General features: G+C 44.8%; 11 protein-coding genes. 7 read left to right on the top strand and 4 right to left on the bottom strand.

The features are described from left to right. Positions 1-73 precede the first annotated feature (73 nt). The 4 genes from AOC35_RS01805 to AOC35_RS01790 are packed head-to-tail and all read right to left on the bottom strand — an operon-like array spanning position 74 to position 3,588. On the bottom strand, positions 74-676 hold the full coding sequence (locus AOC35_RS01805) for a PqiC family protein (protein ID WP_108645498.1): 603 nt from the start codon (positions 674-676) through the stop codon (positions 74-76). Then, complete coding sequence (locus AOC35_RS01800) at positions 673-2,322, bottom strand: PqiB family protein (RefSeq protein ID WP_108645497.1); 1,650 nt, start codon at positions 2,320-2,322, stop codon at positions 673-675. The genes AOC35_RS01805 and AOC35_RS01800 overlap by 4 nt, the downstream gene beginning before the upstream one ends. Continuing rightward, a complete protein-coding gene (locus AOC35_RS01795; protein ID WP_211307460.1) occupies positions 2,315-2,965 on the bottom strand; it encodes a paraquat-inducible protein A in 651 nt (216 codons plus the stop codon). Before AOC35_RS01795 ends, AOC35_RS01800 begins: the two co-directional genes overlap by 8 nt. Next, positions 2,962-3,588, bottom strand: coding sequence for a paraquat-inducible protein A (locus tag AOC35_RS01790; RefSeq protein WP_108645495.1), 627 nt, complete (start codon positions 3,586-3,588; stop codon positions 2,962-2,964). Before AOC35_RS01790 ends, AOC35_RS01795 begins: the two co-directional genes overlap by 4 nt. Positions 3,589-4,291: 703 nt before the next feature. Here AOC35_RS01790 and AOC35_RS01785 point away from each other — a divergent pair. The 7 genes from AOC35_RS01785 (at position 4,292) to AOC35_RS01755 (ending at position 15,535) form a co-directional block, all read left to right on the top strand. Continuing rightward, positions 4,292-5,266, top strand: coding sequence for a GDP-mannose 4,6-dehydratase (locus AOC35_RS01785; protein WP_108645494.1), 975 nt, complete (start codon positions 4,292-4,294; stop codon positions 5,264-5,266). Between the two features lie 102 nt (positions 5,267-5,368). Further along, on the top strand, positions 5,369-6,655 hold the full coding sequence (locus tag AOC35_RS01780) for a methyltransferase domain-containing protein (protein ID WP_108645493.1): 1,287 nt from the start codon (positions 5,369-5,371) through the stop codon (positions 6,653-6,655). Continuing rightward, positions 6,652-7,443 (top strand): ABC transporter permease, encoded by a 792-nt coding sequence (locus tag AOC35_RS01775; protein ID WP_108645492.1) that lies wholly within the window; start codon positions 6,652-6,654, stop codon positions 7,441-7,443. Before AOC35_RS01780 ends, AOC35_RS01775 begins: the two co-directional genes overlap by 4 nt. After that, the gene (locus tag AOC35_RS15865; protein WP_108645491.1) at positions 7,443-9,542 is read left to right on the top strand and encodes an FkbM family methyltransferase; all 2,100 of its coding nucleotides are present in this window, start codon (positions 7,443-7,445) and stop codon (positions 9,540-9,542) included. The genes AOC35_RS01775 and AOC35_RS15865 overlap by 1 nt, the downstream gene beginning before the upstream one ends. Then, entirely contained in the window at positions 9,539-13,288 is a 3,750-nt protein-coding gene (locus AOC35_RS01765) for an FkbM family methyltransferase (protein ID WP_108645490.1), read from the top strand. Before AOC35_RS15865 ends, AOC35_RS01765 begins: the two co-directional genes overlap by 4 nt. Then, on the top strand, positions 13,272-14,405 hold the full coding sequence (locus tag AOC35_RS01760) for a glycosyltransferase family 4 protein (RefSeq protein ID WP_108645489.1): 1,134 nt from the start codon (positions 13,272-13,274) through the stop codon (positions 14,403-14,405). Before AOC35_RS01765 ends, AOC35_RS01760 begins: the two co-directional genes overlap by 17 nt. Further along, entirely contained in the window at positions 14,300-15,535 is a 1,236-nt protein-coding gene (locus AOC35_RS01755; protein ID WP_342749892.1) for a glycosyltransferase family 4 protein, read from the top strand. The genes AOC35_RS01760 and AOC35_RS01755 overlap by 106 nt, the downstream gene beginning before the upstream one ends. The last annotated feature ends 10 nt before the right edge of the window (positions 15,536-15,545 follow it).

Below are 15,545 nucleotides of genomic sequence, written 5' to 3'. Positions count from 1 at the left end.
TCACCCATTCTCTTAATTAATGATTTTTTAAGCTAACTTTAGCAAAATTTATTAATAGAGTGTGGCTAGGGGACTACTGCATTGCCTTAGCAATATCTATACTCACTTTGTAAAATGCCTTACTTTGTGCTTCGACAAGGGCTTCAAAGCCTTCGTTTGCGACTTGCTCAGTCACTCTTGTTCGACCATTGATTACCGCTGGTTTAGTCAAGATCTTTTTAGATGCAATCTCTTCTTTTTTAATCAATGGCTTAATGGTCCAAACCACATCCAGCACGACACCCTGGCCACGTTGACTTTCTAAACTTTGCACATCCAGAAAGACTTGATAGTTAAATTGGGTTTGTAAACTCTGCGAATAACTCCAAACATGAGGGGTAGATAATTCCTGGGTCAAATTTGAGGCAACTACTCGCTCCACATCATTTTTAAGAGAACCTGCCCAACGATGATTTGAAAATAGTTTTACAGTATTGGCTCCATCTCGTACAACCAGCTCGGGCTGATCAATCAGTGCGGGAAGCGATACAGGCCCCACCATTACTCGTATCTCTTTATTGGCAGTTGGAATGGTGGTGAGCGCAGGTGCACTTAAATGATAATAAGATATCTTTGGACTCGTACTGCAACCGCTAAGAATCCCAATAGTTAATAAAAATGATATCAATAATTTCATGGTTTTTTATCCTCTGCTGGCTTACCAAAAATAAGGGATTGTGGTTGTTTATCAAGCGTATCAGTTAATTTTTTTAATGAGTCTGAAGTTTTAGTGAGTTCACGTAAGGCCAACCTTGCGTCTGTTTGGAGTGGTGAATCATTTTCCATCATCAAATTTGCTTGATTGAGTGAATTTTGTACTTCAACTAAAGTCTTATTTAACTCAGGCAGGGTATTCGCTTGAATTTCATTTAAAAGCTTATCAGTATTTTTTACAACTCTTCCAATTGAGCTTTCTATATCGTCTAAAGCACCCGGAATTACGGGTAACTCAAGAGGATATTTCTTAACATCAAGCGCATAGCTTGGCGCATTGGGGAAAAAATCAATAGCAAGATATTTTTGTCCAGTTATAAAATTGCCGCTTTGTAATTGAGCTCTCAGACCTTTCTTTAAAAATATATTAATCCGATTTAGCTCCTCAGCTCGTGTTTTGGGAAATGGCAAGATTGAACCGTCCAGCTTAGACTTTGCCTGAAGCCTTGCTGCGTATAAAAGAATTTCTACCTGTTGAGTGACCTCAAAAGTTTGAGGGTCAATTGCGGTGCTAATACTAATCACTTCTCCAATATTGACTCCTCTAAAGTCAACTGGAGCCCCCACCGCAAGCCCCCTCACTGATTGCTTGAAATTGAGTACAAAGTGCTCTACATAAGCATCTTGTTTTTTCATGGCCATTTCGCGAGACTTAAATAATGGGAATACTGTATCAGCTACTGCGCGATCTGATGAAGTGCTCTTCGTGTCATTCGCATTAGGTTTTAACGAATCGGCATCACTCTTCATTGAAGGCTCATTATTAGACGTTGTATCTGGTGTTTCAAAAGTAATACCGCCAGCAATGATCGAAACTAAAGATTCTGTTTTGACTTTAAAGCCCGTCGCATCGAGGGATACATCTACGCCACTCACATTCCAAAACCGAGAATCATTGGTTACATATTGGTCATAGGGAGCATTAATAAAAACCCTGATAGAGATACCCTTACCATCTTTATCTAATGCGTAACCGACCACTTGTCCTACGGTTAATCGACGAAAAAATACCGGAGTACCCACTTCGTGAGAGTCTAGAGCTGATGCGCGCAAGACGAACTCTCGACCCGCGGTGTCCTGAGTTTGTATCGGAGGTACATCCAGAGCCACAAAATGCTTGCGCTCTTCATTTGCATGTCCCCGATCTACCAGTATATAAGAACCGCTTAATAAGGTATTTAATCCAGACACCCCATTCGCTGTAATACGCGGTTTAACAATCCAAAATCTTGTATCTGCCTTTAAAAAATCATCGGTATCTTTTTCTAGTTGAATTGTGGCAATCACTTTTTGACGATCATCATCTAAACGAACTGATTTCACCACACCAATATCCATGTCTTTAAATTTGACATGGGTTTTACCTGCTTCTAATCCTTCACCCGATTTAAAGGCTATCGTAATCGTCGGACCTTTATCGATAATTCCTTTGACGACAAGACTTAAACCAATTAATACCGCTAAGATGGGGATCAGCCAAATGAACTGGGGATATTTATTTTTTTTATGCTGTTTGACGTTTGTCAATGGCAAATCTATTGTTTCGTTTTCGAAACTTGTATTAGACATGTTTTTCCTTTGAAAAATTTTCATTATTCTTAGTTTTCTCGATTGAATCCCAGATCAATCTTGGATCAAAACTTTCTGCTGCCAGAATCGTTAAAACCACTACCGCACCAAATGCGATGGCACCATTTCCAACCCGAATCGACATGACACTACCAAATTGCACCAAGGCTGTTAACATCGCAGCCACATAAACATCAATCATCGACCAGCGTCCAACGAATTCCAGAATTCGGTAGAGCTTGGTTCTATTTTTTGGTTGAAAAGTAGAACGTCTTTGTACTGAAATTAATAGATAGGTAAGAGAAACTAATTTTGCCATTGGGATAAACACACTCGCAAAAAACAAAATGAGCGCTAGCGCTTGTGAACCCGAATTCCACAAAAAAATCACACCGCTGATGATGGTATCTTTTTCAGAACCAAATAAAGATCCTGTCTCCATCACAGGCAGCAAGTTCGCTGGAATGATGAAAACATAGGCTGCAATCAAAAATGCCCAAGCACGACTAATACTATTATTTTTTCTAAAATGCAGAGGCGTCTCACAACGACTACAAATCATATCGTGCTCATTTTTTGATGCGCGCGAAACCAACCCACAAGCGTGGCAACTCAGAATCCCATAGGCGGCTGCTGAATTCAAATGGACCTCTGAGATGTGCTTAAGGTTTCTACTTGGTGCCAAAACATCCGCTCATCGAAATTAATGGAGGCAATAATAATGGCAAACATTAGTAAAACAAAAGAAATGAGGGCAATTTCTGGCACTACGAATGCCAAGCCACTCAACTTGCTAATAGTGATCAAAAGTCCCAACATGAAGACCTCAACCATTACCCAAGGCCTGACTTGATGCATCCATCGGTAAACCACTTTCATGCCTGGCAACACGACCCCAAATTTCAATGGTAAAAGTAAATAAATGAGAGCACCAATTTCCATGACTGGTGTCAAAAAAGTGGTGACAAGCACTAATATCGCGACGAGCAACATGTCATCTTTGTACAGAATTTGTACCACACCCAATAAGGTGGTTGAATTATTTAAACCTTGGGAACTGATGGTCACAATCGGATACGTGTTCGATAGAATGAATAAGACGAATGCAGTCAAGGCAAACACCAAACTATACTGAAGTGCATTAGGCTTCGATTTATAAATGCTATACCCACAGCGTGAACACAGTTCCTCATCGCCAGACTCTAATTGGGATTTTTGTTGAATTAAGTCACATTCTTCGCAAATAACCAGTGAATCTAACTGCATAAATTGCCCAAAAAAAATAGCTGTAAGTTTTGAATAATTTGATAACTTTTATTATCAATTCTTTGCATTTTATCAATTAATGATGAATTTAATTACGAAATGCCAATTACTTACAGAGCTTGTCATATTAAACTCCCATCAAATCCCCCCAATAATAGATCTAGCTCAGTCAGAATTTGCCTAGCTTTTTCAACAGTTTCTTTTGAAAAATACGGTTCTTAGTGGAAGCGTTCAGTAATACCTGACTTTGAGTAAGACTATAAATGTCTTGAACTAATACAAGATACACCTGGAACAGTTTTACCTAGAACTGTAAGAACTAGTCCTTCCAAGCAAAGGAATACTTTAGTAAGATTGTTATTCTTGGCTGACCCTTGGCTGACCCTTGGCTGACCCTTGGCTAACCAAATGAGGCCTATTCATACGAAAAATGTACAATCTTCTCTTATATATTTGAAATTTTTCAGATTTAAAATTCAATTTTCTATTACTACTTGGCACCATCCATGTCCACTAGCGCAATCGAAGTCGAAGTTTTTAAGACCAAGGAAGATGATGATTACTTGAGATCACACACTCAAATACTACCGTCTTGTACCGAAAAGTATGTATTGGATTGCGCAACTGGAAATTTTATAACCGCAGTCCAATTACTATCACTATCGACCTTGGTAAATAATAGTGTCTATCAGGAAGTATTTCCATGAGAGCATTGATTTGCGGAATAGGTGGACAAGATGGTGGTTACCTCGCAAAGTTTTTGCTCGGAAAAGGCTATGAGGTGTATGGCACATCCCGGGACATCCATCTGATGTCAAACCGTGGCTTACATCTGCTGAACATTGCCGACCAAGTGATATTACGCTCGATGGCAATCAACGACTTTCGTAGTGTTCTCACAGTGCTGGCAGAAGTAAACCCTGACGAGGTCTATAACCTAGCCGGTCAAAGCTCGGTTGGTCTGTCCTTTGATCAACCTGTTGAAACCATGGAAAGCATTGCTATTGGCACCTTGAATTTACTTGAAGCCATCCGTTTTTTAAAGCCATCAATCCGCTTCTATAGCGCAGGTTCAAGCGAATGCTTTGGCGATACTGGTAATCAACTCGCCGATGAAAATACCGCCTTTAAGCCCCGAAGCCCCTACGCAGTTGCCAAAGCTACTGCCTTTTGGGAGGTAGCGAATTATCGGGAAGCCTACAAACTACACGCTAGTAATGGCATCCTGTTCAACCATGAGTCGCCAATGCGACCCGAGAGATTTGTTACCCAAAAAATTGTCGCAACTGCTTGTCGAATCGCCCGTGGTTCGAACGAGATGCTGACTCTTGGTGACATTAACATTTGCCGAGACTGGGGCTGGGCACCTAATTACGTAGAAGCCATGTGGGCAATGACCCAGCAAGATCATGGTGGAGACTACGTGGTGGCAACGGGACGGACCGTATCCCTCAGCTATTTTATTGAACAGGTATTCACGGAATTAGACCTAGACTGGCGAATGTATGTAAACAGTAACCCGCAACACTTTCGTCCCTCAGATATCCGCCAGAGCTACGCTAATCCAAAACGAGCTCATCAGGTGCTTGGTTGGCACCACACGCTGGAAGTGGATGATGTGGTGAAAGAAATGGTGCGTGCACAATTAAAAGCTGAGTCCAATGCCTCTTCAGTCTGAACCATTAATTGAGCAAGATCTGCGACACTCTACGTGTAAAATTGAGAGCAATTGTTACAGGGTCGACTATAGGCTTATAAATCGTGGATATGGAGACTGTCGATGACATTGAACCTGCTCAAAAGCTTGCTCAAATTAGCGAAGTCACGATTATCTGTAGTTCGCTCGAAAGTCCCCACGATGACTGGGTCCCCTCATCGGCGCTTTTTGTCGGATAAGCCTGTTGCCTATCAGCAAGCGATTGCAGCTGCACAAGCCTATGTTTCTCAATTAGAAGCGGGTGACGTTAGCTGGCTCCACTATAAACCCTTTGACCCTACTCCAGGCAATCCGCAGTACTTCCGGCTGATGTTTGATCTAATGAATATGTTGCAGGCCATGCAAATTACTCCTCGAGGTCGAATTCTTGAGGTCGGTAGCGGTCCAGGTTGGGTTACTGAAATCCTGCTCATGCTGGGTTTCTCGGTCGACTCCTTGGAACCATCTAGCGATTTGATTGACATCGCCAAAGAGCGCTGTACGGCACTTGCCACCCACTATCGACACACCGCCCATTCCAGCGTGAGATTCCATCAGACCACCATTGAAGATATTGATTTCGACCAAGAGAGCTTCGATGCCATCTTGTTTTTTGATGTACTTCACCACGTCGTGGATGAAAAGCTTGCCCTCGAGAAGTGCTTTCGTTTTTTAAAGCAAGATGGTTGCGTAGGGATTGTGGAAGGCGCCTGGCATCCTGATTTTAAGGCTTTGGAGCAGATGTGCCTCGATGAAATGGCTCGGTTTGGTACCGTAGAAAATCCATTTTCCACCGAATACCTCGATCTACTCCTGACTCAAACTGGATTCACTGAAGTACAAAGATACACCTCAGTCAACGGATTTTTCTCTCAAAGTCAGCTTACCCAGCCTCTGCAAAACTTTGTTTTACAACCCTTGAATGGTTCCAATAATGTGACTGCCCGTAAGCCGGGCCAAGGAGAAGTGAGATATCCACCCTGCACCGCTCTGAATCGCAAAACCGATGTGCAGTTGCAGTTGCTTTCAGGGGGCATTGACGCTGAACAGAAGATAGCAATTCTCCAAATTCGCCTCAAGAATAGTGGTGAAACACTACTCAGTCATCGAACGCAAGAAATTGGTCACATCACCTTGGCATTAAGACATGGAACCCCTAGCAATCCTAAGTTTTTGGAATGTAGAGAACGTCATTTATTAACTTCATCTCTTATTCCGGGAGACGAACTTGTCCTAAAATTGGTGTACACGTTGCCAGCAACGACCTCCTCATTTGACAACTGGGAGTTAGACCTTGTCGCCGAATCTTGCTACTGGTTTTCCAGTCGCGGTATCAACTCCTGTCCTATTCCCTTACTCACTAAACTATGACAAGACTAGCATCACTGTGGTCCTACCGGGGCTTTATTTTAAGTAGCGTCAAGCGCGAATTTCAGCACAAATACCAAAGCACTTTACTCGGTCCATCGTGGGCTGTGCTCAACCCTTTAGCGATGATTCTAGTCTATACCCTTATTTTCTCGCAAGTGATGCGCGCCAAGTTGCCTGGTGTCGACACGACCTTTGCTTATAGTATCTACCTTTGCGCAGGAATTTTGACCTGGGGTCTGTTTAATGAAATCGTCACCCGCGGTCAAAACAGCTTTGTGGAAAATGCCAACCTTTTAAAAAAAATCAATTTCCCAAGGTTTTGTCTACCTACCATCGTGGTCCTCAATGCCGTAGTAAATTTTTCCATCATTTTTACTCTATTTACTGCTTTTTTAATTCTGAGTGGTCACTTTCCTGGTTGGCCTTTTTTAGCTCTAGTGCCTTTATTAGCCATCTTGATTTTCTTCGCGATTGGTCTAGGTGTGACCTTGGGCGTTCTGAATGTTTTTTTTCGCGACGTAGGTCAATTTTTTGCAATCTTCTTACAATTCTGGTTTTGGCTCACTCCGATTGTTTACCCTGTAAACGTGTTACCAGCCCTGATCGGAAAGATCGTGATGCTGAATCCACTAGCACCCCTCATGGCAGGCTTTCAAGACATCTTAGTGCTTGGGCAATGGCCCCAGTGGATAACATTAATTTATCCTACTATTCTGGCATTGTTGCTGTGTGTGCAAGGCATGCGATTATTTCGCCGACACGCATCCGACTTGGTGGATGAACTGTAATGGGAATGATTTCAGTTTCTCAGGTTGCTAAAGCTTACAAACAATACCCTAGCCGCCTTGCTCGTCTTGCTGATTGGTTGCTGCCGTCGAGATCCCCAAGACATCAATTGAAATGGATATTACAAGACATAACTTTTAACGTGAATCCGGGAGAAGCATTGGGGATTGTTGGTCTTAATGGTGCGGGTAAAAGTACGCTACTGAAAATCATCACCGGCACCACAAGACCTACGGCTGGGCATGTTCATATCACTGGACGCGTAGCTGCTTTGCTGGAATTAGGACTCGGTTTTCACCCTGACTTCACAGGTCGCCAAAATGTCATGATGGCTGGCCAATTGCTCGGTTACAGCATGCAGGATCTTTCCGAACTGATGCCTCAGATTCAGGCTTTTGCAGAAATTAGCGAGTATTTGGATCAGCCAGTTCGAACCTATAGTAGTGGCATGCAAATGCGCCTAGCTTTCAGCTTGGCGACAGCGCGACGCCCTGATGTGCTCATTGTGGACGAGGCCTTATCGGTTGGCGACGCGTACTTTCAACACAAAAGTTTTGAGCGTATTCGTGAATTTCAAAAGCAGGGTACCACGCTGTTGATAGTCAGCCACGACAAGCAGGCCATCCAATCCATCTGTGACCGGGCTCTGCTATTAAAGGCTGGTCGTATAGTCATGGAAGGAGCACCCGCGGCCGTGATGGATTATTACAATGGGATGCTGTCGGAGCACCAAGAGCAGTCACTGCGCCAAAGCACACCCAATAATGGCCAAGTCAAGACCGTCTCAGGCACAGGCGAAGCAAGCATTGAAGAAATTGAACTCTGTGATTTGGCAGGCCAACCCCTCGACATCGTCTTTGTTGGACAAGCTGTTCGTGCCCGGATTCTCGTCAAGGTGAACGCAACTATAGACAGTCTAGTGCTGGGATTTGGCATCAAGGATCGTCTGGGACAAATGATGTTTGGCACGAACACCTACTACACTAGTCAAGTCCTGCAGCATCCTGAATTTGGCGCCTACTATACTTATGAAGTTGAGTTTGCCGCAAACCTTGGAGTTGGAAGCTATTCGATTCACACGTCATTGGTTCGTAACAACTCCCATATTGAAAAAAATTACCAATGGGTGGATGGGGCCTTGGTGTTCGAGGTGGTCAACAAAGATAAGTACGATTTTGTCGGTTGCAGCTGGAACGAACTGACATTCAACATCAAAAAATCATATCCCATATTAGCAGGCCAAGAGCTTGATAACTCATTGGCAATCACCAAACAGTATGCGCCCCTAAGCCGCAAACTGGTGGTAATCGATGTAGGTTGTCGATGGGGGTTTGCGCAGAAATTCATAGCGGCTAAGGATCTATTCCAAATCTTTGGTTTTGATCCAGACCCAGAAGAATGTGAGCGCCTGAACAAATATTATGAAGATGCTTCAATCCTTTTAAACCCATTGGCATTGGCCCAAACTGCAGGAACACGGACCCTTTTCATTACTCAGGATCCTGCTTGCAGTTCTTTGTTACAACCTGACCCGAACCTCACAGAAAACTACCCAGCCTTAGCCTGTGCGCGCCAAATGTCGACCACGGAAGTTGAAACGACAACCCTAGATATTTGGGCGGAAAAAAACCAAGTGGCAATCGTTGATTACCTCAAGCTCGATACACAGGGCTCTGAATTAGAGATTCTCAAGGGCGCGGTAGATATGCTTAAAACTGTGCGATGCCTAGAAGTAGAGGTTGAATTCAACCCAATTTATTTGGGTCAACCGATTTTTTCAGAGATAGATATTTTTCTCAGAAATCAAGGTTTTATGCTTTGGAAACTCAGTAATCAGGTGCATTACTCTCCCGAGGGGAATCCAAACAGACCTCTAGGTGAAAACCATATTTGTTATGATGATCTTCAGGTGGTCAAACACACTGTGTATGGGGGACAAATTTATTGGGCCAACGCGCACTATGTCAAACAGGATGTTTTGAACACTGCTCCAAGGTCTTCAAAGGAATCAGCTTTAGATATTTTGTTATTTGACACTTTGGGAATGCCCGATGTAGTCGACCATTTACGCCAGAAGACGCAGACGGGAAACTTCGAATGATTATTTCCTACGCTCAAAATTTTGAGGATGTCATGCTTTGGCGTTCACTCAAGCACGTTAAAAACGGTTTCTACATAGATGTTGGTGCCAATGATCCAGTGATCGACTCAGTCACACAATTATTTTATGAACAAGGTTGGAGTGGTATCAATATTGAACCACTGAACTCTCATTGGCAAGCATTACAAAAAGTTAGGTCGCGAGATATCAATTTGCAGTGCGCGGTTGGTAGTTTCGAAGGAGAGATACAGTTTTGGGAATGTGACGTGCGCGGTTGGGCAACTGCTGACGACGAAGTAATTGCCCACCATGAAACCAATGGACATCTGGGGCGTTACACCCAGGTTCGTCAGACCACTTTGAATCAGTTGTGGTTAGAACACGTTCGTTTAGAAGTTCATTTTTTGAAAATTGATGTTGAGGGGGCTGAAAGATCGGTTCTCGAAGGTTTAGACCTGCAGCGCTTTCGTCCTTGGATCTTGCTCCTAGAAGCGACCAGTCCCAATACAACAACTGAGGTTCATTCACAATGGGAACACTTGCTACTCGATACAAATTATCAGTTTGTTTATGCCGATGGTCTTAACCGCTTTTATGTGGCTGCAGAACATCAAGAGCTCATAGCTGCTTTTAAGTATCCGCCCAACTTTTTTGACCATTTTGTGAAAGCACCACATACGGAAGGGAACATTTGGGCACAAACGATCTCAATACCGGCGGATCAAGCTCTAAAGGACTCAACCCAAGCCGAAGAGCGTACTGGCGAAGCTATCAGATTGGCTACAACGGCCAATTTACGAGCTGATCAGGCAGAACTTCAATTGAAAGCAATGCAGGATCATTTAGCCTACCTCGAAACCCGAGTTCAGTTGCTTCTCAACAGCACCTCGTGGCGCGTTACCATTCCATTGCGAGTACTATCCAACATTCTTCAAGGATTGAAATCGATTCGACTACAAGACTTATTAGCAAATTGGACGACAAAAACGGCGCGGTATGTCACTTCTCGCCCTCGGCTAAAAAATATTGCTCGGCAGGTAATCAGTCGATTTCCAGGCATAAGCTCAAGCCTTAAATTGCTCTTAAGTAATACTCCCATCGCACGCCCTGGACAGGAGAGGATTCCCTTGAATCTAGCTCATTTAGCGCCCCGTATTCGCATGTTCTATAACGCTTTATGGAGTAAGTGGAAACGTCTTCAGAGTACCTCAAGTCATTTAGCCATCAGCAGTTCAGACCGAAAACCTCGTTTAGCTTACATCTCGCCCTTACCTCCTGCACGCAGTGGCATTGCCGACTATAGTGCAGAATTACTTCCTGTACTAGCTGAGTTCTACGATATTGAAGTCATCATTGAACAGCCCAACATCTCAGATGAATGGATCACTAACAACTGTAAAATCAGAAATGCAAAGTGGCTTCTAGACAACTCCGATCTCTACGACCGAGTTTTATATCACTTTGGTAACTCTAGCTACCACCAACACATGTTTCACCTGCTGACCAAGGTTCCCGGGATTGTCGTGCTACACGATTTTTACCTTGGCGATGTTCTCAACTACCTTGAGGCTTATGCTATAGATAGTTTCGCTTGTCAGCGTGCCTTGTACAAATCACATGGCTATCTTGCATTAGCTAGTCGCTCAATCCCGCATTTGTTCGCTAAAATTTCTGAACAATATCCAGCGAATTTTGAAGTCCTACAACTTGCGCAAGGAGTGATTGTTCATTCCAATTATTCAAAACAACTTGCCAATCATTGGTATGGCCAGCAGTTAGCAGAACCTTGGACAGTTATTCCTTTACTGCGTGTGCCGAATAGCAAAATAGACCGTAACGCGGCTCGTCAAGTATTAGGGCTTCAACCAAATGATTTTATGGTCTGCAGCTTTGGGATGATGGGTCCTACCAAATTAAACCATCGCCTGCTACAAGCATGGCTCGATTCAGTCTTAGCAGTTGATGAAACCTGTCACTTAGTCTTTGTCGGTGAGATGCCGGTCACGGAGTATGGGGAACAACTGAAACAGGCGGTGCAGGCAAGTGGCTTGCAACACCGCATTCAAATCTCTGGCTGGACCGACCCTACCCGCTATCGCCAATACCTCCAAGCAGCTGATCTTGCCGTACAACTTCGAAAAAATTCACGGGGAGAAACTTCGGCAGCTGTTCTTGACTGTATGAATTATGGAATCCCCACCATCGCAAATGCATATGGCTCCTTGGCCGAGTTACCCAACGACGCAGTGTATTTACTGACCGATGATTTTGACGATACAGAACTTACCCAAGGGATTGAAGCTTTATGGCGTGATCAACACCTGCGACACACCATGGGGCAATTAGGACGTGAATGGATAACTACATCACATGCGCCCGATGTCTGCGCAAATCAATATAGACAAGCGATTGAACGGTATTACACAGCGACTAATCAGCAATTCCAGAACATCACGAAGGCCTTGTTGCCCATCGTTGGAACTTCGCCAACAGAAGCCCAATTCATTCAAATGGCTCAAACTTTATCTCGTCAACTCACACCAACTCACCCAAGTCGCCAACTACTCATTGATGTTTCGGCCACCTGTAAAAACGACCTAAAAACAGGTATTCAACGTGTCGTGCGTGCGCTAGTGTGGTCGTTGATCCAGAAACCACCCGCAGGATACCGCGTCGAACCGGTGTACCTAAACTGCGATACCGGTATCTGGCACTACCGCTATGCACGTGAATGGACTTCACAGGCTTTAGGCGTTAATGGCGGCTGGCTACCAGATGATCCTATCGAGACGATCGATGGGGATCTCCTGCTGATTGCTGACTTTACGTATGGGTTAGCAGTTCAAGCTAATCAGGCTGGTATCTTTTCAGATTTCAAAGAGCGTGGCGTAGGTCTGCACTTTTTTGTCTACGACCTGCTGCCGATTCAAATGCCACATTGTTTTCCACCAGGTGAATTTGGTTTTTCCGAATGGCTGAACACCCTGACCGCGAAGGCAGATAGCGCAATTTGTATTTCCCAAGCGGTCGCCCAAGATTTGCAGAACTGGATGGCCACGGTGGGACCGCAGCGAGAGCGACCCTTAGGTATTAACTGGTTTCATCTAGGTGCCGATCTCGTGAACTCGATCCCCACCAGTGGTTTGGCGCAGAATGCACCCCAAATTCTGCAGGCACTTCAGGCTACGCCTAGTTTTCTGATGGTAGGCACAATAGAACCTCGCAAAGGCTATCTGCAAACTATTGAAGCCTTTAGCCAATTGTGGCAGTCTGGAGTAAATATCAATCTAGTGATTGTCGGGCATGAAGGCTGGACCGGATTACCCAATGACCAGCGCCAGACCATTCCGCAGATCGTGCGTCTGATCCAAATGCATCCGGAACTAGGCAAGAGACTAATGTGGCTGAAAGATGTTAGTGATGAGTACTTGGCAAAGCTCTACAGCCACAGTGCCTGCCTCATTGCTGCCTCAGCAGGCGAAGGATTTGGGTTGCCCTTGATCGAGGCAGCGCAACAAGGACTGCCTATCATCGCGCGGGATCTCCAAGTATTTCGGGAAGTAGCCGGCGAGTACGCTTTCTATTTCGATGGTTTTGATCCAGAAGACCTAGTAAAAGCAATTCAAGCTTGGTTAATATTAAAAGAAGGTAATCAGCACCCCATGTCCCAGTCGATGCCATGGCTCACCTGGGAACAGAGTACAAAACGCGTGATCGAGGTGTTGCAGCATGCAAATAGCATTTAACGCAACGGCATTGCTGAGTCCGCTGACTGGCATCGGTCAGTACAGTTACCACCTAGCTATGGGGCTGATGGCACAACAAAATCTGGAACTTGACTTTTTTTACGGTGCCTTTTGGAGTAAGCAGCTTCGCAGTTCACCGACCAGCACCTTCGCAGCCTCGTTACCATGGTTGCGACGCCATGTGCCCTACTCCTACGAACTGCGGCGTTGGCTTCAGAACACGCAGTTTCGCAGGGGAACTAAACTTAAGCCATTTGATGTGTACCACGAGCCAAATATATTGGCACTTGGGTTTGACGGCCCCACCGTCATTACAGTGCATGATTTGTCGTGGATTCGCCACCCTGAGGCCCACCCAATTGAGCGCGTCAAAGCGATGAATCGCTATTTTGAAACCGGTCTACGGCATGCGAAGGCCCTGATTACAGATTCAGCCTTTGTGAAGCAGGAACTTATCGATGTATTCGGAGTTGCTCCTGACCTCATTACACCAATTGCACTGGGAGTGGATACCCTGTTTAAACCCTTAACGCCATCTCAGACGCTTGCTGTGTTGAGCCGTCACCATCTTCAGCATGGGCACTATTTTTTAGCAGTAGGCACGCTCGAGCCACGCAAAAACCTTGCCCTAGCACTCAAGGCATTCCTGCAATTACCAACTACCATTCAAAAACGAAACCCACTGGTTCTGATTGGTATGAAAGGATGGCATACTAGCGCACTAGAACAACAAATCGCACCATTGATACGCAATGGGCAGGTACGCCAACTAGGTTACTTAGACCGCGCTGAATTGGCGGTTTTGATGGCTGGTGCGCTGACATTGGTGTATCCGTCAATCTATGAGGGGTTTGGTTTACCACCCCTCGAAGCCATGGCCTGCGCCACACCTGTGATTTGCACAAATTCTTCTTCTCTGCCCGAAGTCGTAGGTAATACTGGAGTGTTAGTTGAGGCTCATAACGATCTAGCGCTTGCCAATGCCATGGTGCGCATGGCTGAAGATGAGGAATGGCGAACCGGACTGGCACAGAAAGCTGTCGAACGCGCCGCCTCGTTGACCTGGGCTCACTGTGTGGACAAGACGATGGGCGTGTATCGGACAGTGCTGTCCTGACGCCGAGGAAAAACAGAACTATGCGCGTGCTCCATTTTTTCAAAACCTCTTTCCCTGACTCCATCGGGGGGATTGAACAGGCAATCAATCAGATTGCCCGTGGCTCCCAACTTTTGGGCGTGCAAACCGACGTATTGTCGCTCACTTCCAACCCGTGCCCGGCCACAATCGAAATAGACGGTTACCTGGCACACCGCGTCAAGCTCAATTTTGAGATTGCCTCCAACGGTTTTTCTTACGCCGTATTTGACCGCTTTAAGCAACTAGCAAAGCAAGCAGATGTTATCCACTACCACTATCCTTGGCCATTTATGGATCTGGTGCACTTTGCCACTAGAGTCAAAAAGCCAACTTTAGTGACCTACCACTCAGACATCGTCCGGCAAAACCGATTATTGAAGCTATACCAACCCTTACAGAGGCAGTTTTTGGCTAGTGTTGATAAGATCGTCGCGACATCTTCCAACTACGTTGAATCCAGCAAGGTATTAAAAGAGTATGCGAATAAGGTAAGTGTAATTCCAATTGGCTTAGACAAAACCACCTACCCAAAACCGACGCTAGAAAAACTAAACTATTGGCGCCAAGAAGTAGGCGAGAAATTTTTTCTGTTTGTGGGGGTACTGCGATACTACAAGGGACTCCACATTTTGCTGGAAGCTGCCCAAGGACTGGATTACCCCATTGTCATTGTCGGTGCTGGTCCGACTGAGAACGAGTTGAAGATCCAGGCCAAAGTATTGGGTTTAAAACATATTCATTTTCTAGGGTTCTTACCTGACGAGGACAAAGTTGCACTTTTAACACTTTGTTTTGGCGTCCTCTTTCCGTCCCACTTACGATCTGAGGCGTTCGGAATTGCACTACTTGAAGGTGCCATGTATGGCAAGCCTATGATTTCTAGCGAAATTGGCACGGGCACTACATACATCAATATTGCTAATGATACGGGTTTGGTTATCCCTCCTAGTGACTCAGTCGCATTGAGACATGCTATGCGCTATCTTTGGGAGCATCCACAAGAATCTACCACGATGGGAGTTAGAGCTGCAACGCGTTACAAAAACCATTTCACAGCTGAAAAAATGGTTCGCTCTTATGTGGACTTGTACCAAGACATCATTTCTTGAAATGCAACTG

It is taken from the genome of Polynucleobacter rarus (assembly GCF_003072505.1).
Lineage (GTDB): Bacteria > Pseudomonadota > Gammaproteobacteria > Burkholderiales > Burkholderiaceae > Polynucleobacter > Polynucleobacter rarus.
Note: the sequence above shows the minus strand (reverse complement) of the source record. Positions and strands in the feature narration are given on the sequence as shown.

Excerpts from the sequence above, each read along its gene's own strand:
- AOC35_RS01760 (WP_108645489.1), top strand. The coding sequence starts at position 13,272 with ATGCAAATAGCATTTAACGCAACGGCATTGCTGAGTCCGCTGACTGGC.
- AOC35_RS01775 (WP_108645492.1), top strand. The coding sequence starts at position 6,652 with ATGACAAGACTAGCATCACTGTGGTCCTACCGGGGCTTTATTTTAAGT.
- AOC35_RS15865 (WP_108645491.1), top strand. The coding sequence starts at position 7,443 with ATGGGAATGATTTCAGTTTCTCAGGTTGCTAAAGCTTACAAACAATAC.
- AOC35_RS01755 (WP_342749892.1), top strand. The coding sequence starts at position 14,300 with ATGGCGAACCGGACTGGCACAGAAAGCTGTCGAACGCGCCGCCTCGTT.
- AOC35_RS01785 (WP_108645494.1), top strand. The coding sequence starts at position 4,292 with ATGAGAGCATTGATTTGCGGAATAGGTGGACAAGATGGTGGTTACCTC.
- AOC35_RS01765 (WP_108645490.1), top strand. The coding sequence starts at position 9,539 with ATGATTATTTCCTACGCTCAAAATTTTGAGGATGTCATGCTTTGGCGT.
- AOC35_RS01780 (WP_108645493.1), top strand. The coding sequence starts at position 5,369 with ATGACATTGAACCTGCTCAAAAGCTTGCTCAAATTAGCGAAGTCACGA.
- AOC35_RS01790 (WP_108645495.1), bottom strand. The coding sequence starts at position 3,588 with ATGCAGTTAGATTCACTGGTTATTTGCGAAGAATGTGACTTAATTCAA.
- AOC35_RS01805 (WP_108645498.1), bottom strand. The coding sequence starts at position 676 with ATGAAATTATTGATATCATTTTTATTAACTATTGGGATTCTTAGCGGT.
- AOC35_RS01800 (WP_108645497.1), bottom strand. The coding sequence starts at position 2,322 with ATGTCTAATACAAGTTTCGAAAACGAAACAATAGATTTGCCATTGACA.